15 protein-coding genes are annotated in these 17,163 nt (G+C 59.4%); 13 read left to right on the top strand and 2 right to left on the bottom strand.

The window, feature by feature from the left end; all coding sequences use genetic code 11:
* The 12 genes from B0D71_RS13955 to B0D71_RS14010 form a co-directional block, all read left to right on the top strand.
* A partial coding sequence (locus tag B0D71_RS13955; protein ID WP_133160937.1) for a type VI secretion system Vgr family protein occupies window positions 1–1,161 on the top strand: 1,161 nt, incomplete at its 5' end.
* Between the two features lie 3 nt (window positions 1,162–1,164).
* On the top strand, window positions 1,165–1,953 hold the full coding sequence (locus B0D71_RS13960) for a toxin Tle1 chaperone Tla1 (protein ID WP_103395277.1): 789 nt from the start codon (window positions 1,165–1,167) through the stop codon (window positions 1,951–1,953).
* A gap of 169 nt (window positions 1,954–2,122) precedes the next feature.
* The gene (locus B0D71_RS31460) at window positions 2,123–2,722 is read left to right on the top strand and encodes a YceK/YidQ family lipoprotein (RefSeq protein ID WP_205886001.1); all 600 of its coding nucleotides are present in this window, start codon (window positions 2,123–2,125) and stop codon (window positions 2,720–2,722) included.
* Between the two features lie 141 nt (window positions 2,723–2,863).
* A complete protein-coding gene (locus B0D71_RS13970; RefSeq protein ID WP_103395278.1) occupies window positions 2,864–3,400 on the top strand; it encodes a Tli1a family immunity protein in 537 nt (178 codons plus the stop codon).
* Entirely contained in the window at window positions 3,388–4,431 is a 1,044-nt protein-coding gene (locus tag B0D71_RS13975) for a phospholipase effector Tle1 domain-containing protein (protein WP_103395279.1), read from the top strand. Before B0D71_RS13970 ends, B0D71_RS13975 begins: the two co-directional genes overlap by 13 nt.
* On the top strand, window positions 4,424–4,960 hold the full coding sequence (locus B0D71_RS13980) for a Tli1a family immunity protein (RefSeq protein WP_103395280.1): 537 nt from the start codon (window positions 4,424–4,426) through the stop codon (window positions 4,958–4,960). Before B0D71_RS13975 ends, B0D71_RS13980 begins: the two co-directional genes overlap by 8 nt.
* Window positions 4,948–5,991 (top strand): phospholipase effector Tle1 domain-containing protein, encoded by a 1,044-nt coding sequence (locus B0D71_RS13985; protein ID WP_103395281.1) that lies wholly within the window; start codon window positions 4,948–4,950, stop codon window positions 5,989–5,991. Before B0D71_RS13980 ends, B0D71_RS13985 begins: the two co-directional genes overlap by 13 nt.
* Window positions 5,984–6,511 carry a Tli1a family immunity protein gene (locus tag B0D71_RS13990; RefSeq protein WP_103395282.1) on the top strand — a complete coding sequence of 176 codons (528 nt, stop codon included), beginning with the start codon at window positions 5,984–5,986 and terminating at the stop codon, window positions 6,509–6,511. Before B0D71_RS13985 ends, B0D71_RS13990 begins: the two co-directional genes overlap by 8 nt.
* On the top strand, window positions 6,499–8,832 hold the full coding sequence (locus tag B0D71_RS13995; RefSeq protein WP_103395283.1) for a T6SS phospholipase effector Tle1-like catalytic domain-containing protein: 2,334 nt from the start codon (window positions 6,499–6,501) through the stop codon (window positions 8,830–8,832). Before B0D71_RS13990 ends, B0D71_RS13995 begins: the two co-directional genes overlap by 13 nt.
* Window positions 8,829–9,092 carry a PAAR domain-containing protein gene (locus tag B0D71_RS14000; RefSeq protein ID WP_103395284.1) on the top strand — a complete coding sequence of 88 codons (264 nt, stop codon included), beginning with the start codon at window positions 8,829–8,831 and terminating at the stop codon, window positions 9,090–9,092. The genes B0D71_RS13995 and B0D71_RS14000 overlap by 4 nt, the downstream gene beginning before the upstream one ends.
* Before the next feature lie 140 nt (window positions 9,093–9,232).
* Window positions 9,233–10,222 (top strand): hypothetical protein, encoded by a 990-nt coding sequence (locus B0D71_RS14005; protein WP_103395744.1) that lies wholly within the window; start codon window positions 9,233–9,235, stop codon window positions 10,220–10,222.
* On the top strand, window positions 10,215–13,574 hold the full coding sequence (locus B0D71_RS14010; protein ID WP_103395745.1) for an ImcF-related family protein: 3,360 nt from the start codon (window positions 10,215–10,217) through the stop codon (window positions 13,572–13,574). The genes B0D71_RS14005 and B0D71_RS14010 overlap by 8 nt, the downstream gene beginning before the upstream one ends.
* 280 nt (window positions 13,575–13,854) lie before the next feature.
* Here the strand turns inward: B0D71_RS14010 and B0D71_RS14015 are convergent, their stop codons facing one another.
* Window positions 13,855–15,036 carry an acetyl-CoA C-acyltransferase family protein gene (locus B0D71_RS14015; protein ID WP_103395285.1) on the bottom strand — a complete coding sequence of 394 codons (1,182 nt, stop codon included), beginning with the start codon at window positions 15,034–15,036 and terminating at the stop codon, window positions 13,855–13,857.
* Window positions 15,033–15,815 (bottom strand): enoyl-CoA hydratase-related protein, encoded by a 783-nt coding sequence (locus B0D71_RS14020; RefSeq protein ID WP_103395286.1) that lies wholly within the window; start codon window positions 15,813–15,815, stop codon window positions 15,033–15,035. Before B0D71_RS14020 ends, B0D71_RS14015 begins: the two co-directional genes overlap by 4 nt.
* 214 nt (window positions 15,816–16,029) lie before the next feature.
* On the opposite strand from B0D71_RS14020, the gene B0D71_RS14025 reads away from it, so the two are divergent.
* Window positions 16,030–17,136, top strand: a complete 1,107-nt coding sequence (locus B0D71_RS14025) for a polyamine ABC transporter substrate-binding protein (protein WP_103395287.1) — start codon at window positions 16,030–16,032, stop codon at window positions 17,134–17,136.
* Window positions 17,137–17,163 lie beyond the last annotated feature (27 nt).

Below are 17,163 nucleotides of genomic sequence, written 5' to 3' on the forward strand. Positions count from 1 at the left end.
GGGCGCTACCGGGTCAAGTTCCTCTTCGACCGCGACACCTGGCCCGCCGGCCGCGAAAGCAAATGGCTGCGCCAGGCCCGCGCCTACGCCGGCGACACCTACGGCCTGCACCTGCCACTGATCGCCGGCACCGAAGTGGCCATCGCCTTCGAACAGGGCGACCCGGACCGCCCCTACATCGCCCACGCCCTGCACGACGATCAGCACCCCGACCTGGTGACCCAGCGCAACGACCACCGCAACGTGCTGCGCACGCCGGCCAACAACAAGTTGCGCCTGGATGACACGCGGGGGCAGGAGCACATCAAGCTCAGTACCGAGTATGGCGGCAAGAGTCAGCTGAATCTGGGGCATCTGGTGGATGGCCAGCGGAAGAAACGTGGTGAAGGGTTTGAGCTGCGTACGGATGATTGGGGCAGTTTGCGCGCGGGCAAAGGCCTGTTCATCAGTGCCGATGAACAGGTCAAGGCCACTGACGATGTACTCGCCATGGCGCCGGCCACCAGCCAGATCGAAGGCGCCCGGCAGCAAATGGCCGATTGGCAGGAAATTGCCCAGTCCCATCACAATCGCCCCCCCGCCATCGACGGTCTGCACCAACTACAAGCGGACGCCAAAGACTTGTCCGCCCCGGCCATCCTCCTCAGCGCACCCAAAGGCATCGGCGCGGTCACACCGGCCGGTCTGTTGCTCAACAGCGGCGATGCGATGTACCTGCAAAGCCAGGACGAAATCAATCTCGCCGCCGACCAACGCCTGTCGGCACACGCCAGGAAAAGCATTTCCCTGTTGAGCCAGGAGGAAGGCATGCGCCTGGTCTCCGGCAAGGGCCCACTGGAAATCGAATCCCACGGCGATCTACTGAATCTGATTGCTCAGCAGGACATCACGATGCAGTCGGTGCAGGGCCATCTGCTGTTGACGGCCGCTAAAGGCATCACGTTGGCCAGTGGAGACAATTTCTTCCGCATCGACCCGAGCGACGGCATCACTCAGGAAAGCTCCACCAAGCTGACGTCTCGTGGGCAGCATATCTGGGAGGGGCCTGGCGGCCAGAGTTTTCCGTTGATGGTGTTGCCGAAGTCGGTGTGTGAAGAGTGTCTGAAAATTGCTCAAGCCGAGGCTGCCGGTGCAGTTATGCGCACGGTCAGTGGGAGATGATAAATGCAAGAAATTTATGAACAGTGGATCGACCAGTTGGAAGGCCTGTGCCGTGCAGCGGACCTCGATCATGTTGATTTAATCGTCGACCAAGCGGGCTCCGATATTTCCTTGCTGCCAGCACTTGAAGCCATCGAACCAGCCATTCCCTGGTTTTCATTTTTCAGTGCCACTCCAGAAGAAACGCTGTTACCTCATGCGCCGATCCTGATGCGCATCAGCCTGAACGATTGGCACCATAAAGCCTGGCTGGAAGAAATCATTGAGCAGATGGGACACATGCCGAGGCTCATGTTGTTGATTTCCCCCATTCCGTTCGATGTTCTGACCAAGACCCTGCAAGGGCTTTCACAGCTTGAATGGGGAGGACAGTCTGGCTTGCTGCGTTTCTACGACCCGCGTGTGCTTCCGCAATTGTTCGCAAGCGTCCTGGACTCGGAACAGAAACAACGGTTTCTGAGCCTGGCGCTGTTCTGGAGTTGGCTGGATCGGGATCAACGGATCGCCTGGCAACCGGGCACTTATGGCTCGGATCAGGTGCTCGAGGAAGTAAACACTCCGGTTGTACTGACGGATACGCAATTTGATCGGTTGGGCTGCATCAGTGATGCGCAAAAGTTGATCGGTATTGCAGTGAAAGCGTTTTCACAACTATCCAGTGAGGAGTGTTTTGTTCGTTGTTACCACGTTGTGCTTCAAGCAAGTTGCGAAAATTATTTCGGGGATTTGAATGCTTATGCGGTGGACAAATTTGCTGTGTTGTCTGGTGCGATTGGAGATGAACAAGAGTGACTAAGTTTATAGCGAAATTAATATTGGTGGGGCTGCTTGTCTCATCTCTTATGGGGTGCGGAACAAATGCGGCACGGGTTGAAAACTTGGGTTTGCCAGCGATGCAGATTATTACAGGGGGGTAGTAACAGATGTTTAGGTACTAACATTTAATGCGGATCTTGCATCCGTGCTTTGTTATATAACAATTGTTTGTCCGGTTGTCGTGCTGGCCAGTATTCCAGTCGATCTGGCAGTCGATACGCTGAGCATTCCCCATGACTACGCGCGTGCAGATAGAAAAGAAGAAATGACTGATATTCAGGCGAGAATGGAGCCGAATCATGGGTATATCAAGTTTGACTTTGGTGGTTCAAAAAGCTTCCGATCTTCTGCACAATCAATTAGGTATGGGGTAAGGTATAAGAATGGCACTAAAAAAGACCTGATATTATATGTTGAGGGTGCTTCCCTTGTTGATGCTTCGATGGCAGCTTATATACCGGCCTTCAAAGGGTACTTGCCTGATTCAATGTGGATGTATTATGGAGAGCGTTATGATGATGTAAAAATTAGGTTTATTTTTCCGGATAAGTTTTCTGCGTCTTCTGCCAATAGCTCAAAAGTAAACGATTGGCTGCATTCAAATAATAATACTTTTGTTTTTTATGATGGTAGGCAAGGGGTAGAAGACAAGGAAAGTAAAGTTTCAATTTCGCCAGCTATAAAATATCTGGATGTAAGGTTTTCGGTTGAGCCGCGCTGGAGTCCAAGTTCACATACGTATTAAGTGGGCGGGTTGTCTGTGGTTTAAAGGGTGTCTGTATCTACGCGTAGCCAATGTGTTTGTTGCGGGTATATGTAGGTTTTAAGCGAAAAAAATCATTCCAGGTGTTTGTCGTACGCGATTTAATAAACAGGGAAGCGTTTAATGAGTAAAGAAAAAGGGAATGTCAGGCGGCAATGGGCTGTCGGTAGTTTGCTGTTGTTACTGGCCGGGTGCTCTCCGGGGACGCCAAAATATTTGGGCGGTAATTTGAATGCGGTTAACCATACGTCCGCAGCCATCAATAGTTTTTCGGTAAATGGTTACGGGGGGGGCAATGCCAGTCCTAATGGGTACGGGGGGGGAGTGTGTTGTGTGATGTTGCCCAGCCAATGGTCGCCGGGTTTGAAGTTCAAAGTGGAGTGGGAAACCGACCCGAATCCAAACGCAAAAATAAAACGTAAAACATCGGGTTATGGATTCGATCCAGATGCATACGCCGAACATAAGGCCAAGTACCAGCAATACACTGCGATTGTGGAACTTCCGCCTTATGAAACAGAGAGTTTGTGTTCGTTAAAAATTCATTTTTTACCCTGTAATCAGGTTAGGGCCACCACGGCATGTATGGCTTACGGCCAGCCTGGATATCCAATTAACGATCCTTTAAATATGAAGGAGCCAGCCGTATGTCCGAAGTAAAGAATCGTGATTCTGTACATGTCCCGGCCCTGTTTCCCAACGCAGGACGTTTGCCCTGCGACCCTGAAACGGTGAGGGCCAATTACCAACGGCAAACGGCTGAGGTGGAGTTGTACCGTCAAAAATTAAATGCCCAACGCGGGTTTCGCGGCGCCTCCACCTGCGCGCGCGCCTTGCACATCAGCCTGTTTTTCGATGGCACCAAAAATAACGAGCCCTACGACACCCACAAGGCCAAGCCGCCCCATCCGACCAATATTGCGCGGCTGTTTCACGCCAGTCTGGATCGACCGGAAAACGGTTATTTTGGTTACTACATCCCCGGCGTGGGCACCCCCTTTCCTGAGATTGGCGAACTGGACTTCAGTACCATGGGCATGGCGTTCGCCAACCGGGGCGAGGACCGGATCAACTGGGGACTGCTGCGCATTGCCGATGCGTTGTCCTTCAGCCTCAACAACCAGCAGCGGCTGGATCTGCCGGTCGCCCAGACCAAGCTCAAAGCCATGGCCACCACCTGGCCCATGACCGCCTTGGGCAAAAGCAGCCGTCGCCAGGCTATGGCTTCGTTGCTGGAGCCGTTGCGGGCCAAGGTCGCGACGGCGCAACCCACGGTGCTGGCGATCAAGTTGTTCGTTTATGGCTTTTCCCGGGGGGCCGCCGAGGCGCGCACCTTCGTCACTTGGTTGAGCGAGCTGTTCGACACCCCGCAAGGCGCCGAACGCCCGGAGCAAAAGCTGTTGGGCCTGCCGTTGAGCATCGAATTCCTCGGCCTGCTCGACACCGTGGCCTCGGTGGGCAGCGCCCGTGCCGCGCCCTTTGCCGAAGGGCATATGGACTGGGTCGATGGCACGCAAGCGCTGCCCGATGTCGGGCGTTTCCCCGAATGGATCAAGGACTGCCGGCACTTCGTCGCCGCCCATGAGCAGCGTTTGTGTTTCCCGTTTCAAGAAAAGGTGGTGAACGAAAGTTGCCTGTCGCAGGCATTTTTCGTGCGCAACTTAATAAACAGGGAGGATTTTAATGAGTAATGAGAAAGGGAAGGCTGGGCGGCAGTGGGCTGTCGGTAGTTTGCTGTTGTTGCTGACCGGGTGCTCTCCGGGGACGCCAAAATATTTGGGCGGTAATTTGAATGCGGTTAACCATACGTCCGCAGCCATCAATAGTTTTTCGGTAAATGGTTATGGGGGGGGCAATGCCAGTCCTAATGGATACGGGGGGGGAGTGTGTTGTGTGATGTTGCCCAGCCAATGGTCGCCGGGTTTGAAGTTCAAAGTGGAGTGGGAAACTGATCCAGCCCCCTATGAAAAAATTAAACGTAAACCCGATGGGTTTAATTTTGATGAATCTGCATTGGCTAAACATGAAGCCAATTACGGAAGACACACTGCCATCGTGGAGCTTCCACCATATGAAGCAGAGAATTTGTGTTCGTTAAAAATTCATTTTTTACCTTGTAATCAGGTTAAGGCTACCACTGCCTGCATGGCTTATGGTCAACCTGCCTATCCGATCAAGGAACCTCTGAACATGCAGGAGCCAGCCGTATGTCCGAAATAAAGAATCGTGATTCTGTATATGTCCCGGCCCTATTTCCCAAGGAGCGGCGTTTACCCAGCGATCCTGAAGCGGTAAGGGAGAATTACCAACGGCAAACGGCTGAAGTGGAGTTGTATCGCCAGGAGTTAAATGCCCAGCGCGGATTTCGTGGGGCTTCCACGTGCGCGCGCGCGTTGCACATCAGCTTGTTTTTCGATGGCACTAATAACAACGAGCACAACGACACCCGTGTGGCCGAGCCGCGACACCCGACCAATGTTGCACGGCTTTTTCACGCAAGCATTCTTCAGCCGGAAAGCGGCTACTTTCGCTATTACATCCCTGGCGTGGGCACCCCCTTTCCTGAAATCGGCGAGCTGGATTACAGCATACTCGGCATGGCAGCCGCTAACCGTGGCGAGGATCGGATCAACTGGGGATTGCTGCGCATTGCAGATGCGTTGTCCTTTAGCCTCAACAACAAGCAGCGGCTGGATTTACCAGTCGCCCAGACCAAGCTCAAAGCCATGGCCACCACTTGGCCCATGACCGCCTTGGGCAAAAGCAGCCGCCGCCAGGCCATGGCTTCGCTGCTGGAGCCGTTGCGGGCCAAGGTCGCGACGGCGCAACCCAAGGTGCTGGCGATCAAGTTGTTCGTCTATGGCTTTTCCCGGGGCGCCGCCGAGGCGCGTACTTTCGTCACCTGGTTGAGCGAGCTGTTCGATACCCCGCAAGGCGTCGAACTCCCGGAGCAAAAGCTGTTGGGCCTGCCGTTGAACATCGAATTCCTCGGCCTGCTGGACACCGTGGCCTCGGTGGGCAGCGCCCGTGCCGCGCCCTTTGCCGAAGGGCATATGGACTGGGCCTATGGCACGCAAGCGCTGCCCGATATCGGGCGTTTCCCCGAATGGATCAAGGACTGCCGGCACTTCGTCGCCGCCCATGAGCAACGTCTGTGTTTTCCGTTTCAAGAAAAGGTGGTGAACGAAAGTTGCCTGCCGCAGGCATTTTTCGTGCGCAACTTAATAAACAGGGAGGCGTTTAATGAGTAATGAGAAAGGGAAGGTTGGGCGGCAATGGGCTGTCGGGAGTTTGCTGTTGTTGCTGGCCGGGTGTTCTCCGGGGACTCCGAAATTCCTGGCCGGGGATTTGAATGGGGTTAATCACACGTCGGCGGCTATTAATTACTTCATGGTGAATGGTTATGGGGGGGGCAATGCCAGTCCTAATGGTTATGGGGGGGGGGTGTGTTGTGTGATGTTGCCCAGCCAATGGTCGCCGGGTTTGAAGTTCAAAGTGGAGTGGGAAACTGATCCAAACTCTAATGCCCGATTACCACCCTTGGGAACTGATGAGTATCGGGCTGCTTATGCCGAGCATAAAACCAAGTACCAGCAACACACTGCGATTGTGGAACTTCCGCCCTATGAAGACGAACTGTGTGCGTTGGAAGTGCATTTTCTACCTTGTCATCAGGTCAAAGTGTCCACTTCCTGCTGGCGCTACCCGTCACCCAACAGTCCGATCAAGGAACCTCTGAACATGCAGGAGCCAGCCGTATGTCCGAAGTAAAGAATCGTGATTCTGTATATGTCCCGGCCCTGTTTCCCAAAGCAGGGCGTTTACCTAGCGACTCTGAAGCGGTAAGGGCTAATTACCAACGGCAAACGGCTGAAGTGGAGTTGTACCGTCAAAAATTAAATGCCCAACGCGGGTTTCGCGGCGCCTCCACCTGCGCGCGGGCCCTGCACATCAGCCTGTTTTTCGATGGCACCAATAACAACGAACCCTATGATACCCACAAGGCAGAGCCGCCTCACCCGACCAACATCGCGCGGCTGTTTCACGCCAGTATTCTTCAACCGCAAAGCGGTTATTTCCGCTATTACATCCCCGGCGTGGGCACCCCCTTTCCTGAAATTGGCGAACTGGACTTCAGTACCATGGGGATGGCGTTTGCCAACCGGGGCGAGGACCGGATCAATTGGGGATTGCTGAGAATCGCCGATGCGTTGTCTTTTGCGCTAGATAACAAGAAGGGCTTGGCGCTGCCGGTTGCCCAGACCAAGCTCAAAGCCATGGCCACCACCTGGCCCATGACCGCATTGGGCAAAAGCAGCCGCCGCCAGGCCATGGCTTCGCTGCTGGAGCCGTTGCGGGCCAAGGTGGCGACGGCGCAACCCACGGTGCTGGCGATCAAGTTGTTCGTTTACGGCTTCTCCCGGGGGGCCGCCGAGGCGCGCACCTTCGTCACCTGGTTGAGCGAGCTGTTCGATACCCCGCAAGGCGCCGAACGCCCGGAGCAAAAGCTGCTGGGTTTGCCGTTAAGCATCGAATTCCTCGGCCTGCTGGACACCGTGGCCTCGGTGGGCAGCGCCCGTGCCGCGCCCTTCGCCGAAGGGCATATGGACTGGGCCGATGGCACTCAATCACTGCCCGATACCGGGCGTTTCCCCGAATGGATCAAGGACTGCCGGCATTTTGTCGCTGCCCATGAGCAGCGTCTGTGTTTCCCGCTGGATTCGATCCGTTATGCCGATGGCCGTTACCCGCCCTATGCCACTGAAGTGGTTTACCCCGGCATGCATTCGGACGTGGGCGGTGGTTACCCGCCGGGGGATCAGGGCAAGGCCCGTGGCGGAGCAGGCGAGTTGTTGTCGCAGATTGTCCTGCACGACTTGTATGCAGCGGCCTTCGCAGCGGGTGCGCCATTAACAGTGCCCGAGGCAATGGTTCCAGATGAGCTGCAGCAGATTCAGCCATCGCGAAAGATGGAACCCGGTACCGGTAACGAATTCGACTTCAGCCCAACGCTTGTCAACCGCTTCAACGCCTGGCGCACCACCCTGGCTCTCGACGAAGACCCTACCTCACCTCCAACCACCAGCGACCCCCTTCGCCTTGGCCACAACCTGGAAGACACCATGGCCGCGCAACTGGCCTGGCTCACCGGTTGGCGCATCGAGCGTTTCGCCCGGGGCAGTTATGCCAATCAGCCTTTTTACGGCCAGGCCGTGCAAACCAACGCGACACTGCAAGCCGAGCAGAAAGCCAAACGGCAGGAGGAAATAGACAAGGCCAAAGAGGCCCGCGCGCGCGTCCGAGGCCAACCCGTCGAAACGCAAAATCTGGCCACCATTGCCGGCCGACCGCCTTACGAACCGGTGCTGGACCAACAGCAAATCCGCGAGGCCGCCGTCGAGTTCGAGCACGACTATCAGCAGTGGCGCCGCGATCAGACCAGCTTTGGAGGATTGGTATTCGATGGCGTGCTGAGGGACACGGTGTATCTGCTCAGCGAGGATGATGAGCAGCGCGAGTACGCGCAGATCAAGGCGGCCGGAGAGTTGCGCGCCAAGGAACTGTTCACCGAACACTGGGCCAATCAGTTTGAAGTGAGTGACTCAGCGCCAATGGCTGCGTTGGTCGCCTTGTTCGACGATCAGGTACACGACTCCCGCGCCTGGTTCCTGCATGACTTCATGAGCTCGCGGGAGATGTTTGGTGATTACTTCCGTTATCGCGCGGTGTATTTCGGCGATGAATCCAACAAGCGCCTGACGCCGGTCGTGGTGGCTGGACGCATGGTGGGCATTGCCCTGGTGTTGGGCGGGGCGTACAGCATTCGTCGTTACGGCGGCAAAGCCTTTGCCGGGACGATGGTCGCGGCATCAGTGGGTTATCAGGTGATCAACGCCGCCACCGGCGAGGTGGAACCCTTCCTGCCGGGCGCGGAGCAGATCCTGAAATCGACCTTGGCCATCGGCCAGGTCGTGGCGCAGCAAAAGCAGGCCATCATCAAAGCCGAAGACGCGTTGCGCATGGAGAACATGCTCGACTATCTGACCCGCAGTGGCGGGTTGGTCGAGCGGGTGAAGGAGGTGGTGTCATGATGCCCCTGGTGCGTAGGGGCGATCCGCTGCGCCCTTATGGCGGCGAGGTGCTGGAAGGTCACTTCGAAGCCTTCGGCATGCCGGTGGCTTGTATGGGCGACAAGGTGCGCTGCGACAAACACGGCATGACGCATATCAGCGAGGGCGCCTCGGGTTTCATCATGGAAGGCAAACTGTTGGCGCTGGATGGCTACCGCTGTGACTGTGGCTGCCGGTTGGTCAGCACCCTGGCGGTCTCTTCAATCGGGGTGGTGCCATGAATCGGCCCCCGGAGTACCCCGAAGTCGTGGCGCCCAGCGCGCCACGGTGGCGGCGCTGGTGGTTGGCTTTGCTGTGGCTATGGGGCGTGCAGGCGGTCGTCTTGCTGACGCTGTGGCCTGAGGAGCACCCACGGCTGGAGCTGTGGTTATGGAGCGCCGTGCTGCCGTTGTGTTGGGCGTTGGCATTGGCCCTGCGCGTGTTGGCATGGCAAATCGACCTGTTCGGCAACGGCGTGTATCACCGTACCGTGGACGCCTCGGTTCAGCGCTGGTGGAGGCGCCGCAGTCTGGGCTTGCCGGTGCAGCGGGTGTGGTTGATTGGTCCGGCGGGCGATGTTCAGGAAAATTACCAAGGGTTGATGTCGGGCACTTCTTTGCCGAAGCCATCGAAACTGCGGGAGGCCTCACAGGTACGGCTTTGTTGCCCGCTCTCGCTGAACAAAAACGCCCTGCGTGGCCCGGCGTTGGCTCGCTACCTGGCTCGGATGACCCTTGAACTTCCTGAATTGAAAGAACGTTGGCCGACATTGCGAGGTGTTGCCTGGATGGGGGATGAGGGCAGCCAGACCGCGTTCACAACGGCACTGGGCAAGGGGGGCGTGGTGCTGCCAGAAGTGCGCTTATCTTTGGGCGATCTGACCGATTTGGACGCCCTGATCGATGCCTTTTACCACGATTGTCGTGACAAGGATGATTGGGTGCTGTGCGCTGGCGTGATGTCGGTCGAAAGTGCTGAAGGCACAGTACTGCCCGGCGAGGCGGGCTTTCTCTGGCTGGTGAGTTGGCAGGGGCGCCAGGTGTTGCACCGGGGAGAATACTTGAATGAGACGCACCAGACAGCCATCGGCCTCTGTACACAAATGCAGCGATATGCCGGGATCGACTCGGCCCCCCCAGCCTGTCTTGCAATGGATAAGGAAAGCCAGGAAGCCTTCGTGGAAGGAGGGTGGTCCGCAGGTGAACATCAATTGGCAAGACACTGGGGGTTACTGGCGCATATCGCACCATTCATTGGTATGTCCCTGGCACTGTTGCAGGCGGGGAAGGCCGGACAGCCTTGCGGTTGGCTGAGTCAGGATGGAAACAAGCGATTGGCTATTGGAGTGGCGGTGCCTCATGGCAATGAATAACGCAAAGTACAAGGGTTCTTTGATTCGCGTGGGATTGGGGTATCTGCTGATCCTGGCATTACTGGTGATACTGGGTTGTCTGTTGTATGCCTTGAGTGGCACCCACTTCGGCTGGCCGCAACTGTCGCTCAAAGACTTGGCGCTGTACGGTTTCGGCATCTGGTTTGCCATCGGCTGGACCTGCCCGGCCATTCTGCTGGCTTGGGATCGGCTGGCAGTGACTCGGTCGAATCGGATAATCGGAACGGTCGCTGAAACACCGGTTCCACCCTTGAGCAAACCGACCGATTCCCCCGACATTTCGTGGCTCCCCGAATTAAAGGAGCACCTGCGCGAGAACTACAGTTTTCTCAAACGGCCAAAGGTCCGCTTTCTGTTGGTCGTCGGCGAATCCGAGCAGGTCGAAGCCATCGCCCCTGATCTGAAAGCAAAAAAATGGCTGGCCGGCCACGACACCATCCTGCTCTGGGGCGGCAATATCCAGAGCGAATTCGATGATGATCGCTTAGCCCCGTGGCAAAGCCTGACCCGCTGGCGCCCCCTCGACGGCGTCATCTGGGCCCTCAACAAACCACAAAGCGCCGACCCTCGCGCCATGGACCACGGCATACGCCACCTGCAAACCCTGGCACGCCGGCTGCGCTGGCAGCTGCCGCTGCACCTGTGGCAGGTCTGCGACAGCAAATGGAAACAGGACAAGCGCCCGACTCAACCGGTCGGTTGCCTGCTGCCCATCCCCGTGACGCCGCAGGCGGTGGAAGGCGCTCTGGACAACCTGGTACAACCCCTGCGCAACGCCGGCTGGGGGCAGATGCAAGATTCGATGGGTAACGACTTTCTGGTGCGTCTGGCCCGTGATCTGCAGGTCGAGGGCATTGCCCGCTGGCGTCAGGCGTTGGTGCCGATGTTTCGCATCTTTGCCCGGGGCGTGCCGCTGCGCGGCGTGTGGTTCAGCCTGCCGTTGCCGGCCGACGGGAAAGATGCCGGGCGTCTGTGGCATGTCACGCCGCCTTGGGAGGGCGTGCTCGGCGACAAAGCCGTGCACCGCCGCCGTCTGGGCTGGGGCGCCGTGCGCATCGGCTACGCAACGGTGTTGGGTCTGGCAGTGATCTGGGGCGCCGGACTGCTGCTGTCGTTCGCCACCAACCGCGTGCAGATCGCGCAGGTGCAGACCGTATTGACCACCCTTGAACAATCGCAAAGCGCTGATGAACAATTCCTCGCGTTCAATGAACTGGTGCGCGAGCTCGGGCGCCTGGATTACCGCGCCGAGCACGGCGCGCCGTGGTATCAGCGTTTTGGCCTGAATCAAAACGATGCGCTGCTGGCCGCGCTGTGGCCGCGTTACGTCGAGGCCAATCAACGCTTGCTGCGCGATCCGGCGGTGGCCCACTTGCAGGCGCGGCTCGACGCGCTGGTCAAACTGCCGCCGGACAGCCCCGAGCGCAGCAAGCGTGCCGGTGTGGCCTACGCGCAACTCAAGGCCTACCTGATGCTGGCGCGCCCGGAAAAATCCGATCCGGCGTTCCTGGCCCAGGCCCTGACCGACGCCGAGCCGCAACGCGCCGGGTTCTCGCCGGGGCTCTGGCAGGGCCTGTCGCCGACCCTGTGGCAGTTCTACGCGCAGCAACTGGCGCGCCATCCGCAGTGGCGCATCGAAGCCGACCCCCGGCTGGTGGCCCAGGCCCGCCAAGTACTGCTCGGCCAACTCGGTCAGCGCAATGGCGAAGCCAGCCTGTACCGCAAAATCCTCGATGACGCGGCCAACCATTATCCGGCGCTGAGCCTGCCACAGATGGTCGGCGACACCGAGGCAGCGGCGCTATTTACCACATCGGCCGAAGTGCCCGGCGTGTTCACTCGCCAGGCCTGGGAAGGCCAGGTGCGTCCGGCCATCGCCGCCATCGCCGAGGCCCGTCGCGAAGAGATCGACTGGGTGCTCAGCGACAATCCCGCCAGCCTCGCCGTCGAATTGAGCCCGGAGCAACTGCGCGAGCGCCTGACCGAGCGCTACTTCCAGGACTACGCCAACGCCTGGCTGGATTTCCTCAACCACCTGCGCTGGCAACCGGTCGACAGCCTGGGCGAGGTGATTGATCAACTGGCGCTGATGAGCGACGTGCGCCAGTCGCCGCTGATCGCCCTGATGAACACCTTGGCCTGGCAGGGGCAGGCCGGCACGCGCGGCCAGGCCTTGGGCGATTCGTTGATCAAGTCGGCGCAGAAGCTGATCGCCCAGGACGGCGTGCCGCCGATCGAGCAGTCGCTCGGCGGTCCGGGCGGTCCGCTGGACGCCACCTTCGGGCCATTGCTGAGCCTGCTGGGCAAGGACGTCGAGCGCACCAACGACAGCGAGCGCCTGAGCCTGCAGGCCTTCCTCAACCGGGTCACGCGGGTGCGACTGAAGCTGCAACAAGTGAGCAACGCGCCGAACCCGCAGGCGATGACTCAAGCCCTGGCGCAGAGCGTGTTCCAGGGGCATAGCGTCGACCTCACCGACACCCAGGCCTACGGCAATCTGCTCGCCGCCAGCCTCGGTGCAGAGTGGGACGGGATCGGCCAGACCCTGTTCGTGCAGCCGCTGGAGCAGGCCTGGCAACGGGTGTTGCAACCGTCAACGGCGGGCCTCAACAGCCAGTGGCAACGGGCGATCGTCAAGGACTGGCACGGCGCCTTCGCCGGTCGCTACCCCTTTGCCGCCACCGGCAGCGACGCCTCGCTACCGATGCTCGGGCAGATGATCCGCGCCGACGCCGGGCGCATCGACCAGTTCCTCCAGCAGCAACTGGGCGGCGTGCTGCGCAAGGAAGGCAGTCGCTGGGTGGCCGACGCCCGGCACAGCCAGGGCCTGCACTTCAACCCCAAGTTCCTCGCGGCGATCAACCAGCTCAGCCACCTCGCCGACGTGCTCTACACCGACGGCGGCATGGGCCTGAGCTTCGAGCTGCGTGGCAAGCCGGTGCGCGACGTGGTGCAGACCACCTTCATCCTCAACGGCGAAAAACATGAGTATTTCAACCAGAAGGAACGCTGGCAGCGCTTCAGCTGGCCGGGCTTCAGCCAGCATCCGGGCACGCGTTTGCTGTGGATCAGCGTGCTGGCCAACGAGCGCCTTTACGGCGATTACGAAGGCACCTGGGGCCTGATCCGCCTGCTCGAACAGGCAAAAATCACCGCGCTGAACGACACCGACAGCCAATACCGCGTGCAGCTTCGGGCCCCGGACGGCCTCGACCTGACCTGGCACCTGCGCACTGAGCTGGGCGCAGGGCCGCTGGCGTTGCTCAAGTTGCGCGGCTTTGAGTTGCCTGCGCAGATCTTTCTGGACAAGGGGGAAAAGGCGCCGCTTTGATTTCGATTGGTGGCAGCCGGTTTACGGCGAAGTCGGTGATGTGGTGGGTAGCGATCTCATCAGTCACTGGCCGCGCGGAACGGCTGCGTGTTCTGGGGGCGAATCCAGGGAGCGGATTGACGAAATGCGACTTGTTGGCGGGTAAATACATCAAGGAGAAATGCGCGATTGCGCTCCGTAGGAGCCGGCTTGCTGGCGATAGCGGCCTCAGGGTCGTGTTGTCCTTGAGGTCGTCATCGCTGGCAAGCCAGCTCCTACAGTTTTGCGTAAGGCAGGGTGATTACACGCGCTCGAAAATCGCCGCAATCCCCTGGCCACCACCGATGCACATGGTCACCAGTGCGTAACGGCCGCCGGTGCGGTGCAGTTCGTGGATGGCCTTGGTGGCGATGATCGCGCCGGTGGCGCCCACCGGGTGGCCCAGGGCGATGCCCGAACCGTTCGGGTTGACCTTGGCCGGATCAAGATCGAGTTCCTGGCTGACGGCACAGGCCTGGGCGGCGAAGGCGATGTTGGCTTCGATCACGTCCAGGTCGGCGACGCTCAGGCCGGCGCGCTTGAGCGCCAGGCGGGTGGCCGGGATCGGGCCCAGGCCCATGAATTCCGGTTCGACGCCGGCGTGGGCGTAGCTGACCAGGCGGGCGAGGGGTTTCAGGCTGTTGGCCTGGACCGCGTTGCCGCTGGCCATGACCAGTGCGGCGGCGCCATCGTTGAGGCCCGAGGCGTTGCCGGCGGTGACCGAACCGTCCTTCTTGAACGCCGGCTTCATGGCTGCCAGTTGTTCCAGGGACGTGGCGCGCGGATGTTCGTCGACGTTGAACAGCTTGACGCCTTTGCGGTCCTGGATTTCCACGGTCGCGATCTGCTCGCTGAAGTAGCCGTTGGCAATCGCATGGGCGGCGCGTTTCTGGTCTTCCAGGGCCAGGGCATCCTGCATTTCGCGGGTGATGCCGTTGCGCGCGGCGACGTTCTCGGCGGTGATGCCCATGTGGATGCCATGGAAGGGGTCATGCAGGATGCCGAGCATGTAGTCGATGACCTGGGCGTTGCCCATGCGCGACCCCCAACGGGCGGACGGCATCAGGTACGGGCCGCGGCTCATGGATTCGGCACCGGCACCGACGACGATGTCGGCATCGCCGAGCATCAGGGTCTGGGCAGCGTTGATGATGGCTTGCAGGCCCGAACCGCACAGGCGGTTGACGTTGTAGGCCGGGGTTTCCTTCGGGATGCCGGCGTTCATCGCCGCGACGCGGGAGATGTAGGCGTCGCGGGTTTCGGTCGGGATCACGTTGCCCATCACCAGATGGCCAACGAGCGCCGGGTCCACGGCGGCCCGCTCCAGGGCGGCTTTCACGGCCGTGGTCGCCAGGTCGGCCAGTGGTACGTCCTTGAGCGAACCGCCGAAGGTACCGATGGCGGTACGGGCGGCGCTGACGACGTAGATTTCTGGAGTGTTCATGGCTGGTTTCCTTTCGGTGGATTCTTATCTGTACTGCGATTGAGCAGGGCGTTCAAGGCGGTTTTCGCCTCGTCGGTGTTCAGGCGCTGAATGAACAGCGTGTTTTCTTCGCGCAGGGTGGCTTCCAGTTCGGCCAGGGAAGCCTGTTTCATCAGCTGCCGGGACTGGCGCAAGGCTTGCTGGGGCATGGCCAGAAAGCGCTGGGCGATCTTGAGGGCCGCCGCCAGGCACTGCTCGCCGTCGTCGAACGCTTCGTTGGCAATGCCCCAATTGACCGCTTCGTTGCCGTCCAGGCCGTTGCCCAACAGCAGCAGGCTCGCAGCGCGGGCATGGCCAAGGCGGCGTGGCAGCAACAGGCTGGCGCCGAATTCGGGGCACAGGCCGATGTTGACGAACGGCATGCGCAGCTTGGCGTTGCGGGTGACCAGCACCTGGTCACAATGCAGCAGCAACGTGGTGCCGATGCCGATGGCCGCCCCGCAGACTGCCGCGATCAGCGGCTTTTGCAGGCGCGTGACGACTTTCATCAAGTGGAACGCCGGGGCGTCCAGATGAGTGGGCGGATTCTGGAGGAAGTCCACCAGGTCATTGCCGCTGGTGAAGCAGGTCGGGCCGCCAGTGATGATGATCACGCCGGTCTGCTCGTCTTCGTCGGCGGCCTGCAGCAGGTCGGCCAGTCGCGTGTACATGGCGTTGTTCAGCGCGTTGAGCTTGTCCAGGCGGTCGATGGTCAGCGTCAACACGCCGTCGCGTTGCTCGTGTTTGATCAAATCTGTCATCGCAGGCTCCGCAGGGTCGGTTCAGGCTGCCACTTTAAGCGCCGGACCCAGCCCGATCTATGGCAAAACGGTTCAACTGCGCTGCCGCTTTTTGCCATGCCGGTGTGCCAAAAACGACACACACCCATTCGGGGTATGGTTGCGCCGGGTGAATCGACCAATAGTGAGGGCATCCGCTCATCCAGAGCCGAACTCGCTATAAGGTGCATTGGCTATGGGCAAGACACTGCTTAAGGTGATTTCCAGTCTGTTTGTTGTACCGCTGACCCTGAATGCCTACGCCGCTCAAGTGGACGAGGGCAATACGCTGCGGCTTTACAACTGGGCGGACTACATCGGTGAAAAAACCATCGCCGATTTCGAAAAGGCCACCGGTATCAAGGTGGTCTACGACACTTTCGATTCCTATGAAACGGTGCAGGCCAAATTGCTCACCGGCCATTCCGGTTATGACCTGATCGTTTTGAACGCCTCCCTGGCGCCGCCGCTGATCAAGGCCAAGGTGTTCCAGCCGCTGGATAAAAAGCAGTTGCCGGGCTGGACCAACCTCGACCCGCAGATCCTCGAGGACCTGCAAGGTTATGACCCGGGCACCCAGTACTCTGCGCCCTACACCTGGGGCAGCAACGGCGTCACCTACAACGTCGACAAGATCAAGGAGCGCATGCCGGACGCGCCGATCGGCTCGCTGGCGATGATCTTCGACCCGAAGATCGTTTCGCGCTTCGCCGATTGCGGCGTGACCCTGCTTGATGCACCGACCGAAGTCATCCCGATGGCCTTGACCTATCTGGGGCGCGACCCGAGAAGCGCTGCGCCCGCGGACCTGAAAGCCGCTCAGGAATTGCTGCTGTCTGTGCGGCCGTACATCCGCAAATTCGACTCGGTCAATTACCTGACCAGCCTGCCCAACGGCGACGTGTGCATGGCCATGACCTGGTCCGGCGATTACGCGACGGCCATGGCCCGCGCGGCGGAAGCCAAGAAGCAGATCAACCTGGCGTACTTCATTCCCAAGGAAGGCTCGCTGATCTGGTTCGACAACATGTACATCCCGGCCGACGCGCCCCACGTCGCCAACGCCCACAAGTTTCTCGAGTACCTGATGCAGCCGCAGGTGATGGCCGATGTGAGTGATTTCATCAATTACGCCAACAGTAACGCGGCGGCCACGCCGTTGTTGAACGCCGATGTACGCGACAACCCGGCGATCTACCCCGATGCCCAGACCCGCGAGCGTCTGTTCCCGCAGAAAACCCAGGATGCCAAGGACATGCGGGCGATTACCCGGGTCTGGAGCACCGTGAAAAGCGGCATCTGATTTGTTCGATCGTTAGTCAATTTCGGT

The sequence above is a fragment of the Pseudomonas laurylsulfativorans genome (genome assembly GCF_002906155.1).
GTDB classification, from domain to species: domain Bacteria; phylum Pseudomonadota; class Gammaproteobacteria; order Pseudomonadales; family Pseudomonadaceae; genus Aquipseudomonas; species Aquipseudomonas laurylsulfativorans.

Bases quoted from the DNA above. Each gene is read 5' to 3' on its own strand.
- B0D71_RS13960 (WP_103395277.1), top strand. From the start codon at position 1,165: ATGCAAGAAATTTATGAACAGTGGATCGACCAGTTGGAAGGCCTGTGC.
- B0D71_RS13970 (WP_103395278.1), top strand. From the start codon at position 2,864: ATGAGTAAAGAAAAAGGGAATGTCAGGCGGCAATGGGCTGTCGGTAGT.
- B0D71_RS13975 (WP_103395279.1), top strand. From the start codon at position 3,388: ATGTCCGAAGTAAAGAATCGTGATTCTGTACATGTCCCGGCCCTGTTT.
- B0D71_RS13980 (WP_103395280.1), top strand. From the start codon at position 4,424: ATGAGTAATGAGAAAGGGAAGGCTGGGCGGCAGTGGGCTGTCGGTAGT.
- B0D71_RS13985 (WP_103395281.1), top strand. From the start codon at position 4,948: ATGTCCGAAATAAAGAATCGTGATTCTGTATATGTCCCGGCCCTATTT.
- B0D71_RS13990 (WP_103395282.1), top strand. From the start codon at position 5,984: ATGAGTAATGAGAAAGGGAAGGTTGGGCGGCAATGGGCTGTCGGGAGT.
- B0D71_RS13995 (WP_103395283.1), top strand. From the start codon at position 6,499: ATGTCCGAAGTAAAGAATCGTGATTCTGTATATGTCCCGGCCCTGTTT.
- B0D71_RS14000 (WP_103395284.1), top strand. From the start codon at position 8,829: ATGATGCCCCTGGTGCGTAGGGGCGATCCGCTGCGCCCTTATGGCGGC.
- B0D71_RS14010 (WP_103395745.1), top strand. From the start codon at position 10,215: ATGAATAACGCAAAGTACAAGGGTTCTTTGATTCGCGTGGGATTGGGG.
- B0D71_RS14015 (WP_103395285.1), bottom strand. From the start codon at position 15,036: ATGAACACTCCAGAAATCTACGTCGTCAGCGCCGCCCGTACCGCCATC.
- B0D71_RS14020 (WP_103395286.1), bottom strand. From the start codon at position 15,815: ATGACAGATTTGATCAAACACGAGCAACGCGACGGCGTGTTGACGCTG.
- B0D71_RS14025 (WP_103395287.1), top strand. From the start codon at position 16,030: ATGGGCAAGACACTGCTTAAGGTGATTTCCAGTCTGTTTGTTGTACCG.